Source organism: Sphingobium sp. FG125 (genome assembly GCF_057809795.1).
Window position 1 is genome coordinate 186,835 of record NZ_JBMDKQ010000004.1, and the last position, 18,274, is coordinate 205,108.

Consider the following 18,274-nt stretch of genomic DNA (forward strand, 5'->3'; position numbering starts at 1 on the left):
CTTTTTTTGTGCCATTCGTTTCGCGCCTGCCCCCTTTTTCTGGCTCTGGCGTTTCCTATCTCGTTACGGAAGCGACAAGGACAGGACAGCATTATGGCGCAAGAGGACAGCACGGGACGGCGGATTCAGGTCGCCAATGCGCGGCCGGAAGATGCTGGGCGCGGGCTGGCGCGGTTGCCCCTGGCGGTCATGGCGGAGTTGAACCTGGCCGAAGGCGATGTGATCGAGATCGTCGGCAAGCGATCGACCGCCGCGCGGGTGGTGCGCCCCTATAAGGAGGATGAAGGGCTGGACGTGCTGCGCCTGGACGGGTTGCAGCGCGCCAATGCCGGGGTCGGCTCCGGCGACTTCGTGCATATCGACAAATTGGAGTCCCGCGCCGCGCAGCGGGTCGTGTTCGCACCTGCACAAAATAATCTGCGGCTTCAGGGCCATCCCGAAGCGTTGAAGCGGGTATTCTTCCAGCGGCCATTGACTGCGGGCGATGTCGTCGCAACCGCGGGTCAGCAGCAGGTGCCGCCCGGCGACATGCCGCCCCAGCTGCGCCAGATGCTCGCCGCGCCGGCCTATGCCTTGCAGGAAATCCGGCTGGTGGTCGTGTCGACCATCCCGAAGGGCATCGTCCATATCGACGCCGAGACCGAAGTCGAGCTGCGCCCCGAATATGAGGAGCCGAAGGAAGCGCGCCGCGCGGACGTGACCTATGACGATGTCGGCGGCATGGCCGACACGATCGACCAGTTGCGCGAGATGGTCGAGCTGCCGCTGCGCTATCCCGAACTGTTCCAGCGGCTCGGCGTCGATCCGCCGCGCGGGGTGATGCTCCATGGCCCGCCGGGGACGGGCAAGACCCGACTGGCGCGCGCCGTCGCCAATGAATCGGAGGCTGAATTCTTCCTGATCAACGGGCCGGAAATTGTCGGGTCGGCCTATGGCGAATCCGAAAAACAGCTGCGCGAGATATTCGAGGCAGCGGCCAAGGCTGCGCCGTCGATCCTGTTCATCGACGAGATTGATTCGATTGCGCCCAAACGGGGGCAGGTGACCGGCGAGACGGAAAAGCGGCTGGTCGCGCAATTGCTGACGCTGATGGACGGGCTGGAGCCACGCACCAATCTGGTGGTGATCGCGGCCACCAACCGCCCCGAAGCGATTGACGAGGCGCTGCGGCGTCCTGGTCGCTTCGACCGGGAGATTGTCGTCGGCGTCCCCGACGAGCGCGGACGGCGCGAGATATTGGGTATCCATACGCGCGGAATGCCGCTGGGCGACACGGTCGACCTGTCGGAACTGGCGCGTATGACCTATGGCTTCGTTGGCGCAGACTTGGCCGCCCTCACCCGCGAGGCCGCGATCGAGACGGTGCGCCGCTTCATGCCGCGCCTCAATCTGGAGGATGGCACGATTCCGCCCGACGTGCTGGAGGAATTGTCGGTTACGCGCGACGATTTCATGGCGGCGATCAAGCGGGTTCAGCCATCGGCGATGCGCGAAGTGATGGTGCAGGCACCCAATATCGGCTGGTCCGATATTGGCGGGCTGGACGAGGCGCAGATGCGGCTGAAAGAAGGCGTCGAACTGCCGCTGAAAGACCCCGACGCCTTCCGTCGCATCGGCATCCGCCCGGCCAAGGGCTTCCTGCTCTATGGCCCGCCCGGCACCGGCAAGACCTTGCTGGCCAAGGCGGTGGCGCGGGAGGCGCAGGCCAATTTCATCGCGACCAAATCAAGCGACCTGCTGTCCAAATGGTATGGCGAGAGCGAGCAGCAGATTGCCCGGCTGTTCGCCCGCGCACGGCAGGTTGCGCCGACCGTCATCTTCATCGACGAACTGGATAGCCTGGTCCCCGCGCGCGGCAATGGCATGGGCGAACCGCAGGTGACCGAGCGGGTGGTGAACACCATATTGGCGGAGATGGACGGGCTGGAGGAACTGCAATCAGTGGTCGTCATCGGGGCGACCAACCGACCCACTTTGGTCGATCCCGCTTTGCTGCGGCCGGGGCGGTTCGATGAGCTGATCTATGTGCCGGTGCCCGATCAGGCGGGGCGTCAGCGCATCCTGTCGATCCATACGGGCAAGATGCCGCTGGCCGACGATGTCGATCTGGCATCATTGGCAGAGCGGACGGAGCGCTTTACCGGCGCGGATCTGGAGGATCTGGCGCGCCGCGCTGGCCTGTTCGCGCTGCGCCAGTCGCTGTCGGTGGACAAGGTGACGATGGCGCATTTCGAGGCAGCGCTGGAGGAAACCCGCGCGTCGGTGACGCCGGAAATGGAGCATGAATATGAAAAGATCCAGGCAACGCTGAAGCAGAAGGCGATGCAGGTCGATCCGATCGGCTTCGTCGCGCCGGGCATGTTGCGCGGGCGGGAGCGGGATCAGGAATAGGGCGCTGGCAGGCGGCAAAGGAAACCATCTGCCGTCTGCGCGTTCCTTGTCATGCACGCGCAAAGCGGCTTGCCAGTCGCGCCGATATTTGCGACGCCCGACCACGACAATAGACAGACGGATAGTGATGGCCTCCATACCCTTGAAAAAGAAAAACATAACGGGCGGCAAGGCGGGTACGGGCCGGTTCTTCCGGCAATGGGGCATGTTTTTCCGCCAGTTCGTCAAGCATCCCGGTATGATCGGTTCGGTCATCCCCTCGTCCGCCGCGCTGGTGGACAGGATGCTGGATCAGGTCGATTGGCACAATACGCGGCTGTTCGTCGAATATGGACCGGGGGTGGGCACTTTCACCCAGGCGATCCTCGACCGGCTGCATCCTGACGCCACCCTGCTGGCGATTGACCTGAACCTGGATTTCGTCGCCTATCTGGAGGCGCAGTTCGACGATCCCCGGCTCAAGGTCGTGCATGGATCGGCATCTGATGTACGCCGTTTCATTCGGGAAGCGGGGCAGCCCCAGGCCGACTATATCTTGTCGGGCATTCCCTTTTCGACGCTGCCAGATGGCGTGGGAGCGGCGATCTGCGCCGAGACACGCGCCGCATTGCGGCCAGGCGGGGCGTTTCTGGTCTATCAATATTCGCGCTATGTCCGCCGCTTGCTGGACCCGGTGTTCGGGCGGGTCAGCGATGAACTGGAATGGCGTAATATTCCCCCCTGCCGGATGTTCTGTGCCGTGCGGGAAGAGGCACTGGCGCAGGCGGCCTGATTTGGATTAATCCAAATCAATATCGCCAAGAATTATCAGACATTATTCTCGCCGTTTATTTGACTTCACCGGCATATTGCGCAACGGATACCCATGGGACTGTGGGGGTTTTGGGGATGGCGTCATACGCCACGGATGGGGATAAATGGGCGGACTTGTTTCTGTCCGCCGCGCTTGATCCGCAAAATTGGGACGGGGCGATCAGGGCCATGGCTAATGCTACGGGCTCGCGTCATGGCCAGTTGATCGGCTTTGGTCCCGGTGCCAGCGGCTTCAACTGGATCAGCGACATTGATGACAGCATCATCGCCAAGACCGCCGCGATCGACCAGTCCCAGCCCGACCTGAATTTCCGCGTCGCCGCCGACGGGCTGGCGAATAATCCCCCGATCGTCCACGAAGCCCATTATGACGTCGCCCGCCAGTCATTGCGGTCGGACGACTATCTAGACTTATGCGCCGATTTCGACATTTTCGACGGCTGCCAGACCCGCCTGCTGGCCGGACGGGAAGGGATGATCGGGCTGGCGCTGCTGCGCGACAGCAAGGACGGACGCACGACGCAGGAACAGCGTGACCTGTTCGGCGAGATTGCGGGCCACGCCCGCACCGCCGTGCGGCTCCAGCGCGCGATCGAGCAGCAGGGCTTTTCGCTGCTGTCGGGCACGTTCGAGGCGATGGACCGGGCCTGCTGGCTGCTCGACGCGACGGGCCGGGTCGGGGGCATGACCCCGCGCGCCGAAGCGCTGCTGACGACCAGCCGTATCAGGGTGAGCGACGGCTGGCTGGCAAGCGAACGGGCGGACGAAAGCCGCGCCATCACCCGCGCCGTCCGCACCGTGATCGACCCGCCCGGCCGCGCGGCTGATCCGGTCGCGCTGGGCGACGACGCCGGGGGCGTTGGGATCATGCTTGAAATATATCCACTGCCCAGCCGCCCATGGTCGCTGCCCTTCGCGCCGCGCGCCATCGTGATCGCGCGGGTCGGTGCGCCAAGCGATCGTCATGTCCAGCTGCTGATGCGGACATTCAGCCTGACACCGGCCGAAGCGGACATCGCCATCCGGCTGGCGGCGGGCCAGTCCCGCGCCGACATTGCGGCGGCACGATCCGTGTCGGCAGAGACGTTGAAGGTGCAGCTGCGCAGCATCTACGACAAGACCGGGTGCCGCCGGGAATCGCAACTGGTGCGGATCGTCGGTCTGATCAGCCACTGATCGCGACCTTAGGCGACGCGCTTGTCCTGTCCGAAGGGATGAGAACCTAAGTCCAATTTTCCCGTCCGTCCGGGCGCGCCACTCTCCTGTTTCAGCCGGGGGGAAACCGGCGTCACGAACGGGAGGATGATATGAAAAGGACGTTGCGCCTGATGAGCGCGGCGGGTGCGCTGCTGCTCGCCGCCACCGCTGCGCCGGCCATGGCCGGCACCACCGCCGATCTGCTCAAGCGCCTGCATGAAAAGGGCATCCTGACCGATGAGGAATATCAGGATCTGCTGAAGGGCCAGAGCGCCGAGGCCGCGCAGGCACCGCCGGTCACCCCAGATGCGTCGGGCGGCAAGCCGCTCGTTCGCATGGCCGACAGCGGCGTGGGTCTGCAAATGGGCGACGTGACGCTCAAATTTTCCGGCTCGGTCAATGGCTTCTACGTCCATGACAATGGCGAGGCACCCAGCGCCACCAACATGGTCGTCGGCGGCGTGGCGACGGTCGGCGGCAATAGTTCGGCGGTCCGCAACGGGCTGCTGCCCGGCTTCCTGAAAGTGGAGGCGATGACGACACAGGCAGGCTGGGATGTCGGCGCACATTTCGGCATGTATCCGGGCATCAACTCGGTCAATTATGCAGCGGCAGGCGGTGCCAACGGCCCCGGCAATCCCCGTGCGCTCCAGACCGCCGGGATCGATTTTCGCCAAACCTATCTGACCTTTGGCCGGGCGGGCTTTGGCGAGGTAAAGATCGGTCGCGACATCGGCCTGTTCGGGTCAGAAGCGATCCTCAATGACATCACTTTGCTGTCGTCAGGCACACCCGCGGGCAATGTCGCGCCATCCAACACGACGCTGGGGCGCATCGGCACCGGTTATATCTATACCGATTTCCAGCCGCAGATCACTTATACGACGCCCAGTTTCAATGGCTTCACCGCCAGCATCGGCATTTTCGAGCCGCTTTCTTCCCTGACGGGGCCAGCTGAATCGAACAAGCAGCCCGGCTTCCAGGCCAAATTCGTCTATGATGGCAAGCTGGGCGATGTCGCGACGCGGCTGTGGCTGTCGGGGATCAGCCAGAAGCATAATGTGATCGCCGGGCCGGACTATACCGGCTGGGGCTGGGACGCGGGTGCGAAGGTCACGTTGGGGCCGATCACGGTGGTTGGCACCTATTATGATGCGTCGGGCCTGGGCACGACAGCGCTCAACCTGTTCGATACGGACGGCCTTGGCAACCGGCGCGACAGCCATGGCTTCTATCTTCAGGGGCTGGCGACGTTCGGCAAAATCTCGGTCGGAGGCAGCTATGGCGAAAGCCATCTCGACTATGCCAATGCCGCCGATGCGCTCGCCAATCCGCTGCTGGTGGACAAGAATGGCAGCTGGGTTGGGCAGCTGCGCTATGGCCTGAACAGCTGGGTCACACTGCTGGGCGAATATGTCCACACGACGTCGAAAGCGCATAATGACAACAAGGCCAGCTCGGACGCGCTGGCGGCGGGGGCGATCCTGTTCTTCTGACCGTCTGATCGACCCAAGGAACAATGTCACAGGGCGGGGGCTGCATCTTAGAAAGGTGCGGCCCCTTTCTATTTGCAAATACGATGAAAAAAAAAGAGAGGGGCGCATGAGGGGATCGCCATGAAAATTATCGTCCTGCCCGCCTTGCTCTTGTCCATTCCCACAGCCGTACTGGCTCAGGCGCCGGACGATGCGGGTGACACGCCGTCCATCATCGTCACCGGTGCAGGCCTGTCGCTGCCGCCCGGCACCCCGGCCTATGGATCAGTGGTGATCGAGCGCGCCCGGTTGCAGGACAGCGCATCGGGCCGGATCGAAAGCGTGCTGGGCGATGTCACGGGCTTCCAGCAGTTCCGCCGATCCGACAGCCGTTCCGCCAACCCGTCGGCCCAGGGCGCGACCCTGCGCGCGCTGGGCGGCAACGCGTCGAGCCGGACACTGGTGTTGCTGGACGGGGTGCCGATGGCCGATCCCTTTTTCGGCTATATCCCGTTCAGCGCGCTGGTGCCTGAGCGGCTGTCGGTCGTCCGGGTGACGCGGGGCGGCGGCATCGGCGCATTCGGCGCGGGGGCGGTGGCTGGCACCATCGAACTGGCCAGTGCGACGCGCGACCAGTTGCCGACCTTTAGTGCGAGCGGCTTTTACGGCAGCCGCAATTCGACCGAATTGTCCGCCAGCCTGACCCCGGACCTTGGCAGCGGCTATGTGTCACTGTCGGGCCGATGGGACCGGGGCGACGGGTTCCAGACGACACCCAAGAGCCAGCGGGTCGGCGCGACCGTGCCTGCCGCCTATGATGGCTGGTCCACCAATTTGCGCGCGGTCGCGCCCATTTCCGCCACCGCCGAACTGCAATTTCGCGCGACCCTGTTTCAGGATGACCGCACGCTGCGATTTGCGGGCGCGGACAGTATGAGCCGGGGGCAGGACGCCAGCATCCGCTATATCAATCGCGGTCCGTGGCAGGTCGATGCCCTTGCCTATGTGCAGGCACGTAACTTCTCCAACATCGTCATGTCGGCCTCGACCTTCCGCAAGTCGCTCGACCAGCGCAACACGCCTTCCACCGGGCTTGGCGGCAAGATCGAACTGCGCCCGCCGGTTGGCGGCAATCACTTGCTGCGCATCGGCGTCGATACCCGCTTTGCCACCGGCGATATGTTCGAGGATGCGTTTGACGCCAATATCGCCAGCAACCCGGCCACCTTCCGCCGCCATGCGGGGGGCGAAGAGCTGACCAGTGGCGTCTTTGTCGAGGATGACTGGACGATCGGTAAACTGGTCCTGACCGGCGGAGTGCGCGCCGATCGCTGGTCGATCCGCAACGGCTTTTACCGGCAGGTGAGCGCCACCACCGGCGCGGCGACCAATAGCGCCTTTGCCGATCGGTCGGACTGGGAGGTGTCGGGCCGGATCGGCGTACTCTACAAGGCAAGCGATGCCATTGCGGTACGCGGAGCGGCCTATAGCGGCTTCCGCTTGCCGACGCTCAATGAACTCTATCGACCGTTCGTGGTATTTCCTATCCGAACCGACGCCAATGCTGCGCTGACCCCGGAAAAGCTCAAAGGCGTGGAGGGGGGGATTGACCTGACCCCGGCACCCGGTGTCACCTTGTCCGCCACCGCCTTCTACAACCAGCTGGGCGATGCCATCGCCAATGTAACCGATCCTTTGGTCGCGAACACGCGCAAGCGTCAAAATGTCGATCGCATCGTCGCCAAGGGGATCGAACTGACCGCAGCGGCGGCGCTGGGCGACCTGCGCCTGTCGGCCTCCTACGCCTATAGCCATAGCCGCGTTCGCGCCCCTGGCGCTGCTTTCAACGGCATGACCCCGGCACAAAGCCCGCGCCATGCCGCCAGCGCGACGATCGCCTACAGCCCGGCGCAGGGACCGACCCTGTCCACCACGCTGCGCTATGTCGCCAAACAATATGAGGATGATCTGCAAAGCGACGTCCTCCCAGACGCGCTGACGGTCGATGCCATCGCGCGGCTGCCATTGGGCCATGGCGCGACATTGGTAGCACGCGGCGAAAATCTGTTCGACAAGGCGGTCGTCACCCGCAATGCGGGCGGATCGATGGACCTGGGTACGCCGCGCACCCTGTGGATCGGTATCAGTTTTACCCACTGACCATACTTGCTCCTGCAACAGCCAGCCTGATCTTGCCTGCGTCGGCAGACCGGCTATGGCTGCTGCATGACAAAGCAGGGGAATTGGGCGATCGGGGCCGATGTCACGATCGCGGACGTGGCCGCGCGGGCGCATGTCTCCATTCGCACCGTGTCCCGCGTCATCAACGGGTCGCCCAAGGTCAATGCGGAGACCCGCGCGACGATCCTGGGCGCGATCGAGGCGCTCGGTTTCCGGCCCAGTGCGCGGGCGCGGGGGCTGGCGACCGGGCGATCCTATCTGATTGGCATGATCCATAATGACAGGAATGTGCTGGTGTTGGGCGAGGTGCAGCGCGGTCTGGCGAACGAAGCGACCGCGCAGGGCTATGAGGTCATCGCCCATGCAACGCCTACGGGCGAGGATGGATCGATCGAGGATGTGCTGGATTTCGTCCGGCGCTCCCGCGTCGATGGCGTCATCATCCTGGCCCCGGTATCGGGTGTGCCGGGCCTGGCCTATGCACTTCAGGACGTCGGCATCCCGGCGGTGGCGCTTTCGTCTGTCAGTCTTGCCGGATTCGACGCCATGCTGGTGTCCGACGAGCGCGGTGCGGCCGCGCGGGTGGCGGAGCATATCGTCGCGCTGGGCCACAGGCGCGTCGCTCATGTGTCAGGTCCGTCGGCCACGTTATCGGCGCAGGAGCGGCGAGCGGGTTTTCTGTCTGCTCTGACCATTGCGGGCGGAACGCTGGTGGGAGAGGCGGCTGGTGATTACAGCTTTGAATCGGGCGTGACGGCGGCGGAGCGGCTGCTGTCGATCGATCCGATGCCTACCGCCATCTTTGCGGCCAATGACATCATGGCCGCCGGTGTCATCAAGGTGGCCGCCTCGCGCGGCCTGATGGTGCCGCGCGACCTGACCGTCATAGGATTTGATGGCAGCCTGTTGGCCAGGATGATCGTCCCGGCGCTGACGACAGTACAGCGACCGATGGGCGATATGGCGCAGATGGCCGCGCGCTGTCTGTTCGACATCATCGCCAAACGGCCCACCGCTACGCTGATGCAGGTCGATCTGCCGTTGCTGATCGCCGAATCGAGCGCGCCGCCGCCCGCCTGTCGGCGCACATAGCCCCGTAGGGCGGTTACATTCGCGAATATGTCGGGGGGAGAAATGGTGCTGCCGGTGAGGATTGAACTCACGACCTCAGCCTTACCAAGGATGCGCTCTACCACTGAGCTACGGCAGCACTATTTCATGTCCACGGACCTGTTCGGCCTGCGGAGCCGGGCCTATGGCTGCGTGCGCCGCCCTTGTCAAGGCGGGTTGCAGCCGATGCCACATTTTGCTTAAGGCCATGCCATGACAAGCGAACAGGATGATCGCAAGGCGCGGCTGGCGCAGGCGCTGCGCAATAATCTGCGCCGCCGCAAGGCGCAGGCACGGGAGGTCGTGCCGCCCGCGCCTGCGCCCCACAGTCCGAAAGATTAAAGCGGCGCGCAGGCGCTTTCCAGCCACGCCTTTGCGTCGCCATCCAACTGCGGCCCCACGACCGACCGCACCTTGGCATGATAGGCGTCGACCCATGCCCGCTCGTCGGCGCTCAGCAGATCGAGCGCGATCAGATGACGGTCGATCGGAGCAAAGGTCAGCGTTTCAAAGCCCAGCATCGGCTTTTCCGCGCCCGGCACGGCGCGTTCTTCCACCAGCACCAAATTTTCGATGCGGATGCCATATTCGCCGGTCTTGTAATAGCCCGGCTCGTTGGACAGGATCATGCCCGCCTGCAACGGCTCGTCGCCGCCGCCAAATGTCGCGATCCGCTGCGGTCCTTCATGCACCGACAGGAAGCTGCCGACGCCATGGCCGGTGCCATGGGCATAATCCAGCCCCTGTGCCCAGAGGAACTGTCGCGCCAATATATCGAGCTGGCCACCGCGCGTCCCGATCGGAAACACCGCGCGCGCCAGTGCGATATGGCCCTTCAGCACCAGCGTGAACCGCTCCTGCATCTCGCGCGTGGGCGTACCGATCGCCAGCGTGCGGGTCACGTCGGTCGTGCCGTCGCGATACTGGCCGCCCGAATCGACGAGATAGAGGGTGCCGGTTTCGATCGGGCGGTTGGTCTTTTCCTCGACCCGGTAATGCACCACCGCGCCATTCGGCCCGGCACCGCTGATCGTGTCGAAGGACAGATCCTCCAGCAGGCCGGTCTCCTTGCGGAACGCCTCCAGCCGGTCGGCGGCGGTCATTTCGGTCTGGCCGCCCTTGGGCGCTTCCACCGACACCCAATGCAGAAAGCGGCTCAATGCCGCGCCGTCGCGGGCCTGCGCCGATTTATGTCCGGCAATCTCGACCTCATTCTTGATCGCCTTGGGCAGGATCGCGGGGTCGCGCAGCGGCAGCACGGTCGCGCCGCCATTGTCGAGCGCCTCGAAAATCGCGGCTACCGCCCGTTCGGGATCGGCCACCACGCTCTTGCCCGCAAAACCGGCCAACGCATCGGCAAAGGCGGCGCGATCATGCACGCGCACGGCGTTGCCCAGATGCTTGGCGACCGCCTCGTCCATTTTTTCGGGCGCGACATAAAGGTCGGCGGTCGCATCAGCATGGACGATGGCATAGGCCAGCGCCACTGGCGTCCGGTCCACATCCTTACCGCGGATATTGAAGGTCCAGGCGATCGAATCCAGCGCGGACAGCACCGCGGCGTCGGCTTTTTTCTCGACCAGCCAGTCGGCCATCCCCTGCCGCTTTTCCGCCGCGCTCTGCCCGGCAAAACGGTCGTCATGCACGACCAGCCGGGCGTCGCTGGGGGCAGGGCGGTCAGGCCAGACCAGGTCGATCGGGTTTGTGTCGACAGCGACCAAGACGGCGCCCTTTTCCGCCAGCGCGGCGCTGGCCTGCTCCACCCAGGAACGGGTGTGGAGCCAGGGATCATAGCCGATCCGCCCGCCCGCCGGGGCATAGGCTTTCAGCCAGGCCGCGATGGAGGTTTGCGGTACGCTTTCATATTGCCACAGCGCGCCATCGACCTGCTCGCGTACCTGCAATGTGTAGCGCCCATCGACGAAGATCGCCGCCTGCTCCGGCAGCACCACGGCGCTGCCCGCGGAACCCTGAAACCCGGTCAGCCAGGCTAGGCGCTGGGCATAGGCGCCGACATATTCGCTCATATGCTCGTCGGTCAGCGGCACGACGAAACCGTCCAGCCGGTCGCGCGCAAGCTGGTCGCGCAGCGCGTTGAGACGGTCTTGATAGGTGGACATTCATACTTCCTTGCGTATCGGCCCCTTGCGCAGGCCATAATGACAACAACATAAGCAGGCTGTAGCGCATATGCCAGCGCCCGCCTTGCTCCTTGCAAATGGATAGTGAATGACCGCAAACACCCCGCCGCCCGTTGCCGCTCCAATCGCGCTGGCCAGGCCGCACAGCATCACCCATCATGGCATCACCGTGACGGACGACTATGCCTGGCTGCGCGATCCGGGTTACCCGGACGTCAAGGATGCGGACGTGCTGGCCTATCTGGGCCAAGAAAACGCTTTCTTCGAGGCCGCGATGGCCCCGCACAAGGGGCTGACCGACGCGCTGTTTGCCGAGATGAAGGGCCGCATCAAGGAAGATGACAGTTCCGTGCCCCAAAAGGATGGCGACTATATCTACTGGCGCGCGTTCGAGACGGGCGCGCAATATCGCAAATGGTATCGCAAGCCGGTGGCTGGCGGGCCGGATCAGCTGATCCTGGACGAACCGGCGCTGGCGCAGGGGCATGACTATTTCCGGCTGGGCGCCATGTCGGTCAGCCCGGATGGACGCTACCTTGCCTATGCGATCGACAATGACGGGTCGGAACGGTTCGAGGCGCGGATCAAGGATCTGTTCACCGGCGAGATTTTGCCGGAATCGATCCCCGACACGCTGTCATCTTTGGTGTGGACGTCCGACAGCAAGGGGCTGCTCTATGGCCTGGCCAATGAAAATTGGCGCACCGACAATGCGCGGCTGCACTGGCTGGGGCAGGGCGTCGAGTCCGACGTCGAGCTGTTCCATGAGGATGATGAGGGGTTCCGCGTCTCGATCGGCCTCACCTCATCGGAAAAATGGATCGTCATTGCGACCGGCGATCATGTGACGACAGAAGCCTGGCTGATCCCCGCCGATAATCCCACAGCGCCGCCTCTGCTGGTGGCCGCGCGGCAGGCTGGGCGCGAATATGATGTCGATGAGCATGACGGCACGCTCTATATCAAGACCAACGACACCCACCCCAATTTCCGGCTGGTGAAGGCGACGCTGGATGCGCCGGACCAGTGGACCGAAGTGATTGCGCCTGACGCCCATTTCTACCTGACCGATTTCACCCTGTTCAAACATTTCTACGTCACCGAAGGACGGCTGGACGGTCTGGACCAGATCGAACTGCGCGATTATGCGACGCATACGCCAAAACGACTGCCGTTCCCGGAGGCGAGCTATTCCGCGTCGCTGGACGATAATCCCGAATATGATGTGACGGTGCTGCGCATCGGCTATGAATCGATGGTCACGCCCGACACCATTTTCGACTATCATATGGCCGAAGAACGGTTCGAGTTGCTCAAGGTGCAGGAAATCCCTTCAGGCTATGACGCGAGCCGCTATGCGACCGAGCGGCTGATGATCCCGGCGCGCGACGGCACGCAGATTCCGGTGTCGATCGTCTATCCCGCCGACCTGCCGCGCGACGGCGGCGCGCCGCTGCACCTCTATGGCTATGGTGCCTATGGCATGGCGATGGAGCCGGGTTTTTCGACCGGGCGGCTGTCGCTGCTCGACCGCGGTTTTGCCTTCGCCATCGCCCATATTCGCGGCGGCGATGACCTCGGCCAGCAATGGTATCTCGACGGCAAGCTGGACAAACGCAATAATACCTTCACCGACTTTGTCGATGTGGCCAAGGGGCTGATTGACCTTGGCTATACGAGCAAGGGGCGGATCAGCATTTCGGGCGGATCGGCCGGGGGCGAACTGATGGGAGCGGTGATCAATAGCGATCCCGACCTGTGGGGCGCAGTGGTGGCGCATGTGCCGTTCGTCGATGTGCTCAACACCATGCTGGACGAAACCCTGCCGCTGACGCCGGGCGAATGGCCCGAATGGGGTAATCCGATAGACGATAAGGCCGCGTTTGAGACCATTCTGGCCTATGACCCTTATGCCAATGTGAAGGCGCAGGATTATCCGCCGCTGATGGTAACGGCGGGCCTCAACGACCCGCGCGTGACCTATTGGGAGCCTGCCAAATGGGTCGCCAAGCTGCGTGCGACCAAGACGGATGACAATATCCTGCTGCTCAAGACCAATATGGGCGCGGGCCATGGTGGCAAGTCGGGGCGGTTCGAGAGCCTGCACGAAAGCGCGGAGGAATTTGCGTTCATTCTCTGGCAAATGGGGATGGCTGGAGCGTGAGGGAACCGTTCGCCCTGAGCCTGTCGAAGGGTTCGCCTGAACGTAGTGAAGGCACTTCGCTTCGCTCTGTGGGAGGCTTCGACTTCGCTCAGCCCGAACGGAGGATAGGATAATGCCCGCCGCCTACGCCACACGCATCACCGCCCAACCCGCCGACATCGACATACTCGGCCATGTCAACAACGCGGTCTGGGTCCAGTGGATGGAGCAGGTCGCGACCGAGCATTGGACCCATGATGCCGACCCGGCGCATGTCGATGCCTATGTCTGGGTCGTGACCCGCCACGAAATCGACTATCGCGGCAATGTGGCGGAGGGCGAGACGGTGACGGCGCGCACCTGGATACCCGATGGCCCACGCGGCGCGCGCTTCGACCGGCTGATCGAGTTCACCGGTCCCGACGGCAAGGTGAAGGTCATGGCCAGATCCACCTGGGCGATCGTGGACAAGGGTACGGGCCGGATCTTGCGCGTGCCGCCGGAGGTGGCGGCGAATTTTGTGGATTGAGGGCGGGGGACCACCTACCTCCGTTCGTTTCGAGCGAAGTCGAGAAACCTTGCGCACAGGTTTCTCGACTTCGCTCGAAACGAACGGAAAATGGTCTATTTCCGCACCACTTCAAACACATCGCCGATTCCCGGCTCGACCGGCATATCCTCCCGCTCGGCGGCCTGACGGTTCCACATCACCGCATATAGCCCGTCGGCGCGCACCAGATCGGCGTGGCGGCCGCGTTCGACAATGCGGCCCTGGTCCAGCACGATGATCTCGTCCGCATCGACGACAGTAGACAGGCGGTGCGCGACGATCAGGGTGGTGCGCTTGCGCGCAATGTTGCGCAGCACGTCCTGAATCTCATTTTCGGTGCGACTGTCGAGCGCGCTGGTCGCTTCGTCCAGCACCAGCACTGGCGGGTCCTTCAGCAGCGTCCGCGCAATCGCCACCCGTTGCTTTTCTCCGCCTGACAGTTTGAGGCCACGCTCGCCAACGCGGGTGTCATACCCCTTGGGCAGGCTCAGGATGAAGTCGTGGATCGACGCGGCTTTTGCAGCGGCTTCGATCTCCGCCTGGCTCGCGCCTTCGCGGCCATAGCCGATATTATAGCCGACCGTGTCGTTGAACAGCACCATGTCCTGCGGCACGATGCCGATCGCCGCGCGCAGCGATGCCTGCGTCACGCTGGCGATATCCTGCCCGTCGATGCTGACTTGGCCTCCCTGAATATCGTAGAAGCGGAACAGGATGCGCGCGATGGTGGACTTGCCCGCGCCGGACGGCCCGACGATCGCCAGCGTCCGTCCTGCCGGGACGGTGAAGCTGATATCGTGCAAAATCTCGCGTTCGGGATCATAACCAAAGCGCACATGATCGAACCGCACTTCGCCGCCGGACGGGACAAGGGCAGGCGCACCGTCCGCATCGGCAATCTCCTGCGGCGTGTCCATCAGCTTGTACATCGCCTCCATGTCGATCAGCCCCTGCCGGATCGTGCGATAGACCATGCCGAGCAGGTCCAATGGCCGGAACAGCTGGGCGAGCAGTGTATTGACCAGCACCACGTCGCCGGTGGTGAACTGGCCCCGGCTCCATCCCCACACGGTATAGCCCATCGCGCCCGCCATCATCAGGTTGGTGATCAGCGACTGGCCGATATTGAGCCAGGCCAGGCTATTCTCGCTCTTGACCGCCGCCTGCGCATAACGCCGCATCGATGTGCCGTAACGTTTCGCCTCGCGCGCTTCCGCGCCGAAATATTTGACCGTCTCGAAATTCAGCAGGCTGTCGACCGCATGGGCGACCGCATTGGTGTCCATGTCCACCATGTCGCGGCGCAACTGGTTGCGCCATTCGGTCACGGTGCGGGTGAACCAGATATAGAGGCCCACCATGACTAAAGTGACCGCGACCATCCACAGGCCGAACTTGACGTAGAAGATGGCGCAGACCGCGACCAGCTCCAGCACGGTGGGGGCGATGTTGAACAGCAGGAAATAGAGCATCGTGTCGATGCTCTTGGTGCCGCGCTCGACAATCTTGGTGACAGCGCCAGTGCGCCGGTCGAGATGGAAGCGCAGCGACAGGCGGTGGAGGTGGACGAACACATCGTCGGCCAGCCGCCGCCCGGCCTCCTGCCCGACCCGCTCGAACACCGCATTGCGCAGATTGTCGAACAACACGCTGCCAAAGCGCGCGCCCGCATAGACCGCGACCAGCGCGATGGCCAGGCTGGCGGCCCGCTCCATCCCCGGCACCATCCGGTCGATCGCGGCCTTGTACGCAAAGGGCATGGCCAGGCTGATGATCTTGGCCGCCAGTACGCACAACATTGCGACGACTACGCGGCGGCGCAGTGCGGGCGCATCGGCGGGCCACAAATAGGGCAGGAACCGGCGGAGCGTCGCCCAGACAGGGGGCAAAGGCGCGGATGTGGGCATGTCAGGGGGCATAGGCGCTATGTAGAGGGCGGCGCGGGATTATCCAGCGGTGGTTTAGAGGGTGCGATAACACACCACATCCGTTCGTTTCGAGCGCAGTCGAGAAACCGATGCACAGGGTTTCTCGACTTCGCTCGAAACGAACGACCAAAGTAGAAGCGGCCTTCTTACCGCCCAAATTTCTTCTGCGTTTTTCCGTATCGCAATTTCCGCGTCCCCGGCTTGCCCTCCGTCGCGCGCCCGCGAGGAGCCGCGACCTGCTGTTCGTGCGGCAGGCCCAGTTCCTCGGCTTCCAGCTTGCGGATTTCGTCCCTGATCCGCCCGGCTTCTTCAAACTCCAGGTCAGCCGCCGCCGCGCGCATCTTCTTTTCCAGATCCTCGATATAGGCGCGCAGATTGTGGCCGACCATGTGGGGCCGGTCGGCGTCGCCCGTCTCGACCAGCACGCTGTCCCTGTTGGACACATGGGCGATGATGTCGCCGATGTTGCGCTTGATCGTGGTCGGGGTGATGCCATGTTCGCGGTTATAGGCTTCCTGTTTCTCGCGCCTGCGCCCGGTTTCGTTGAGCGCACGCTCCATCGAGCCTGTGATCCGGTCGGCATAGAGGATCACCCGCCCGTCCACGTTGCGCGCGGCGCGACCGATCGTCTGAATGAGCGAGGTTTCGGAGCGCAAAAAGCCTTCTTTGTCAGCGTCGAGAATCGCGACCAGCCCGCATTCGGGAATGTCCAGCCCCTCGCGCAACAGGTTGATGCCGATCAGCACGTCATAGACGCCGAGCCGAAGATCCCGGATTAATTCAATCCGTTCAAGAGTCTCGACGTCGCTGTGCATGTAGCGGACCTTGATCCCCGCCTCATGCATGAACTCGGTCAGATCCTCCGCCATCCGCTTGGTCAGTGTGGTGACGAGCGTGCGATAGCCGTTAGCGGTGACCTTGCGACATTCGTTGATCAGGTCGTCCACCTGATCCTCGACCGGCTTGATTTCGACCGGCGGGTCAATGAGGCCGGTGGGGCGGATCACCTGTTCGCTGAATACGCCGCCGGTCTGCTCCATCTCCCATTTGCCGGGCGTAGCGGAGACGCTGACCGTCTGCGGTCGCATTGCGTCCCATTCGTTGAAGCGTAGCGGGCGGTTGTCGATGCAGCTGGGCAGGCGGAAACCATATTCGGCGAGCGTGATCTTGCGCCGGTGATCGCCGCGCGCCATCGCGCCGATCTGCGGCACGGTCTGGTGGCTTTCATCGACGAACAGCAGCGCATTTTCGGGCAGATATTCAAACAAAGTCGGCGGGGGTTCACCTGGCAGGCGGCCCGTGAGGAAACGGCTGTAATTTTCGATCCCCGCGCAACTGCCGGTCGCGGCGATCATCTCCAGGTCGAAATTGGTCCGCTGCTCCAGCCGTTGCGCCTCCAGCAGCTTGCCCTCCGCCTCCAGTTCCTTGAGCCGCTCGGTGAGTTCAAACCGGATCGCCTCCATCGCCTGCTTGAGGGTCGGGCCGGGGGTGACATGGTGGCTGTTGGGAAAAACCTTCACATAGTCGAGGCTGGCGACCTTGCGTCCCGACAGCGGATCGAATTCGACAATCGCTTCAATCTCGTTGCCGAAGAAGGATATGCGCCAGGCGGTATCCTCATAGTGGGACGGGAAAATCTCTAGATTGTCGCCCTTCACCCGGAAATTGCCGCGCGCAAAGCCCGCATCGTTGCGCTTATACTGAAGCGCGACCAGCTTGCGAATGATCTCGCGCTGATCCTCGATCCCGCCCTTCTTCATCGAGAAGGTCATCGCCGAATAAGTCTCGACCGATCCGATGCCGTAGATACAGCTTACCGACGCGACGATGATGACATCGTCCCGTTCCAGCAAGGACCGCGTCGCCGAGTGGCGCATCCGGTCGATGCTTTCGTTTACGCTGCTTTCCTTCTCGATATAGGTGTCGGACCGCGCGACATAGGCTTCGGGCTGGTAATAGTCATAATAGCTGACGAAATATTCGACCGCATTGTTGGGGAAGAAGCTTTTGAATTCGCCATAAAGCTGCGCCGCGAGAATCTTGTTGGGGGCCAGGATCAGCGCCGGGCGTTGTAACGCCTCGATCACCTTGGCCATGGTGAAGGTCTTGCCCGATCCAGTGACGCCCAGCAGCACCTGATCGCGCTCACCCGCCAGCGCCTGTTCCACCAATTCGGGGATCGCGGTGCGCTGGTCGCCCGACGGCTCATAATCGCTCACCAGCGTGAAGGGCCGCCCTCCCTCGCTCTTGTCCGGCCGCGCGGGCCGGTGCGGCACGAAATGGGCGTCGGTATCGGGCTCGTCGAGCGTGGTGCGGATATGGATGGCCATGGGGGCAATATGGGA

Annotated in this window: 12 protein-coding genes and 1 tRNA gene; 9 read left to right on the forward strand and 4 right to left on the reverse strand. The window is 63.3% G+C overall.

Going from position 1 to position 18,274, the window contains the following annotated elements; translation table 11 throughout:
- Positions 1 to 93 precede the first annotated feature (93 nt).
- The 6 genes from ACODSR_RS05615 to ACODSR_RS05640 all read left to right on the forward strand — a co-directional run bounded on the left by ACODSR_RS05615 (position 94) and on the right by ACODSR_RS05640 (position 9,149).
- Positions 94 to 2,391: a CDC48 family AAA ATPase gene (locus tag ACODSR_RS05615; RefSeq protein WP_489074491.1), complete on the forward strand. Its 2,298-nt coding sequence runs from the start codon at positions 94 to 96 to the stop codon at positions 2,389 to 2,391.
- Positions 2,392 to 2,518: 127 nt separating this feature from the next.
- Positions 2,519 to 3,163, forward strand: a complete 645-nt coding sequence (locus tag ACODSR_RS05620; RefSeq protein WP_489074493.1) for a class I SAM-dependent methyltransferase — start codon at positions 2,519 to 2,521, stop codon at positions 3,161 to 3,163.
- 116 nt (positions 3,164 to 3,279) lie between these two features.
- On the forward strand, positions 3,280 to 4,380 hold the full coding sequence (locus ACODSR_RS05625; protein ID WP_489074495.1) for a helix-turn-helix transcriptional regulator: 1,101 nt from the start codon (positions 3,280 to 3,282) through the stop codon (positions 4,378 to 4,380).
- 131 nt (positions 4,381 to 4,511) lie between these two features.
- Positions 4,512 to 5,897 (forward strand): porin, encoded by a 1,386-nt coding sequence (locus tag ACODSR_RS05630; RefSeq protein WP_489074497.1) that lies wholly within the window; start codon positions 4,512 to 4,514, stop codon positions 5,895 to 5,897.
- Positions 5,898 to 6,017: 120 nt separating this feature from the next.
- On the forward strand, positions 6,018 to 8,036 hold the full coding sequence (locus tag ACODSR_RS05635) for a TonB-dependent receptor (RefSeq protein ID WP_489074499.1): 2,019 nt from the start codon (positions 6,018 to 6,020) through the stop codon (positions 8,034 to 8,036).
- A gap of 66 nt (positions 8,037 to 8,102) precedes the next feature.
- Positions 8,103 to 9,149 carry a LacI family DNA-binding transcriptional regulator gene (locus tag ACODSR_RS05640; protein ID WP_489074501.1) on the forward strand — a complete coding sequence of 349 codons (1,047 nt, stop codon included), beginning with the start codon at positions 8,103 to 8,105 and terminating at the stop codon, positions 9,147 to 9,149.
- A 43-nt stretch (positions 9,150 to 9,192) separates the two neighbouring features.
- Here the strand turns inward: ACODSR_RS05640 and ACODSR_RS05645 are convergent.
- A tRNA-Thr gene (locus ACODSR_RS05645) sits at positions 9,193 to 9,267 on the reverse strand.
- Between the two features lie 113 nt (positions 9,268 to 9,380).
- Here ACODSR_RS05645 and ACODSR_RS05650 point away from each other — a divergent pair.
- The gene (locus ACODSR_RS05650; RefSeq protein WP_489074502.1) at positions 9,381 to 9,509 is read left to right on the forward strand and encodes a hypothetical protein; all 129 of its coding nucleotides are present in this window, start codon (positions 9,381 to 9,383) and stop codon (positions 9,507 to 9,509) included.
- On the opposite strand, the gene ACODSR_RS05655 is transcribed toward ACODSR_RS05650, so the two are convergent.
- Positions 9,506 to 11,287, reverse strand: a complete 1,782-nt coding sequence (locus ACODSR_RS05655; protein ID WP_489074504.1) for an aminopeptidase P family protein — start codon at positions 11,285 to 11,287, stop codon at positions 9,506 to 9,508. The genes ACODSR_RS05650 and ACODSR_RS05655 overlap by 4 nt on opposite strands.
- Before the next feature lie 109 nt (positions 11,288 to 11,396).
- On the opposite strand from ACODSR_RS05655, the gene ACODSR_RS05660 reads away from it, so the two are divergent.
- The gene (locus ACODSR_RS05660; protein ID WP_489074506.1) at positions 11,397 to 13,472 is read left to right on the forward strand and encodes a S9 family peptidase; all 2,076 of its coding nucleotides are present in this window, start codon (positions 11,397 to 11,399) and stop codon (positions 13,470 to 13,472) included.
- 112 nt (positions 13,473 to 13,584) lie between these two features.
- Positions 13,585 to 13,980, forward strand: coding sequence for an acyl-CoA thioesterase (locus ACODSR_RS05665; protein WP_489074508.1), 396 nt, complete (start codon positions 13,585 to 13,587; stop codon positions 13,978 to 13,980).
- A gap of 95 nt (positions 13,981 to 14,075) precedes the next feature.
- Here the strand turns inward: ACODSR_RS05665 and ACODSR_RS05670 are convergent, their stop codons facing one another.
- Both ACODSR_RS05670 and uvrB read right to left on the reverse strand, forming a co-directional pair.
- A complete protein-coding gene (locus ACODSR_RS05670) occupies positions 14,076 to 15,920 on the reverse strand; it encodes an ABCB family ABC transporter ATP-binding protein/permease (RefSeq protein WP_489074510.1) in 1,845 nt (614 codons plus the stop codon).
- Positions 15,921 to 16,075: 155 nt separating this feature from the next.
- Positions 16,076 to 18,259 (reverse strand): excinuclease ABC subunit UvrB, encoded by a 2,184-nt coding sequence (uvrB, locus tag ACODSR_RS05675; RefSeq protein ID WP_489074512.1) that lies wholly within the window; start codon positions 18,257 to 18,259, stop codon positions 16,076 to 16,078.
- Positions 18,260 to 18,274: the final 15 nt, after the last annotated feature.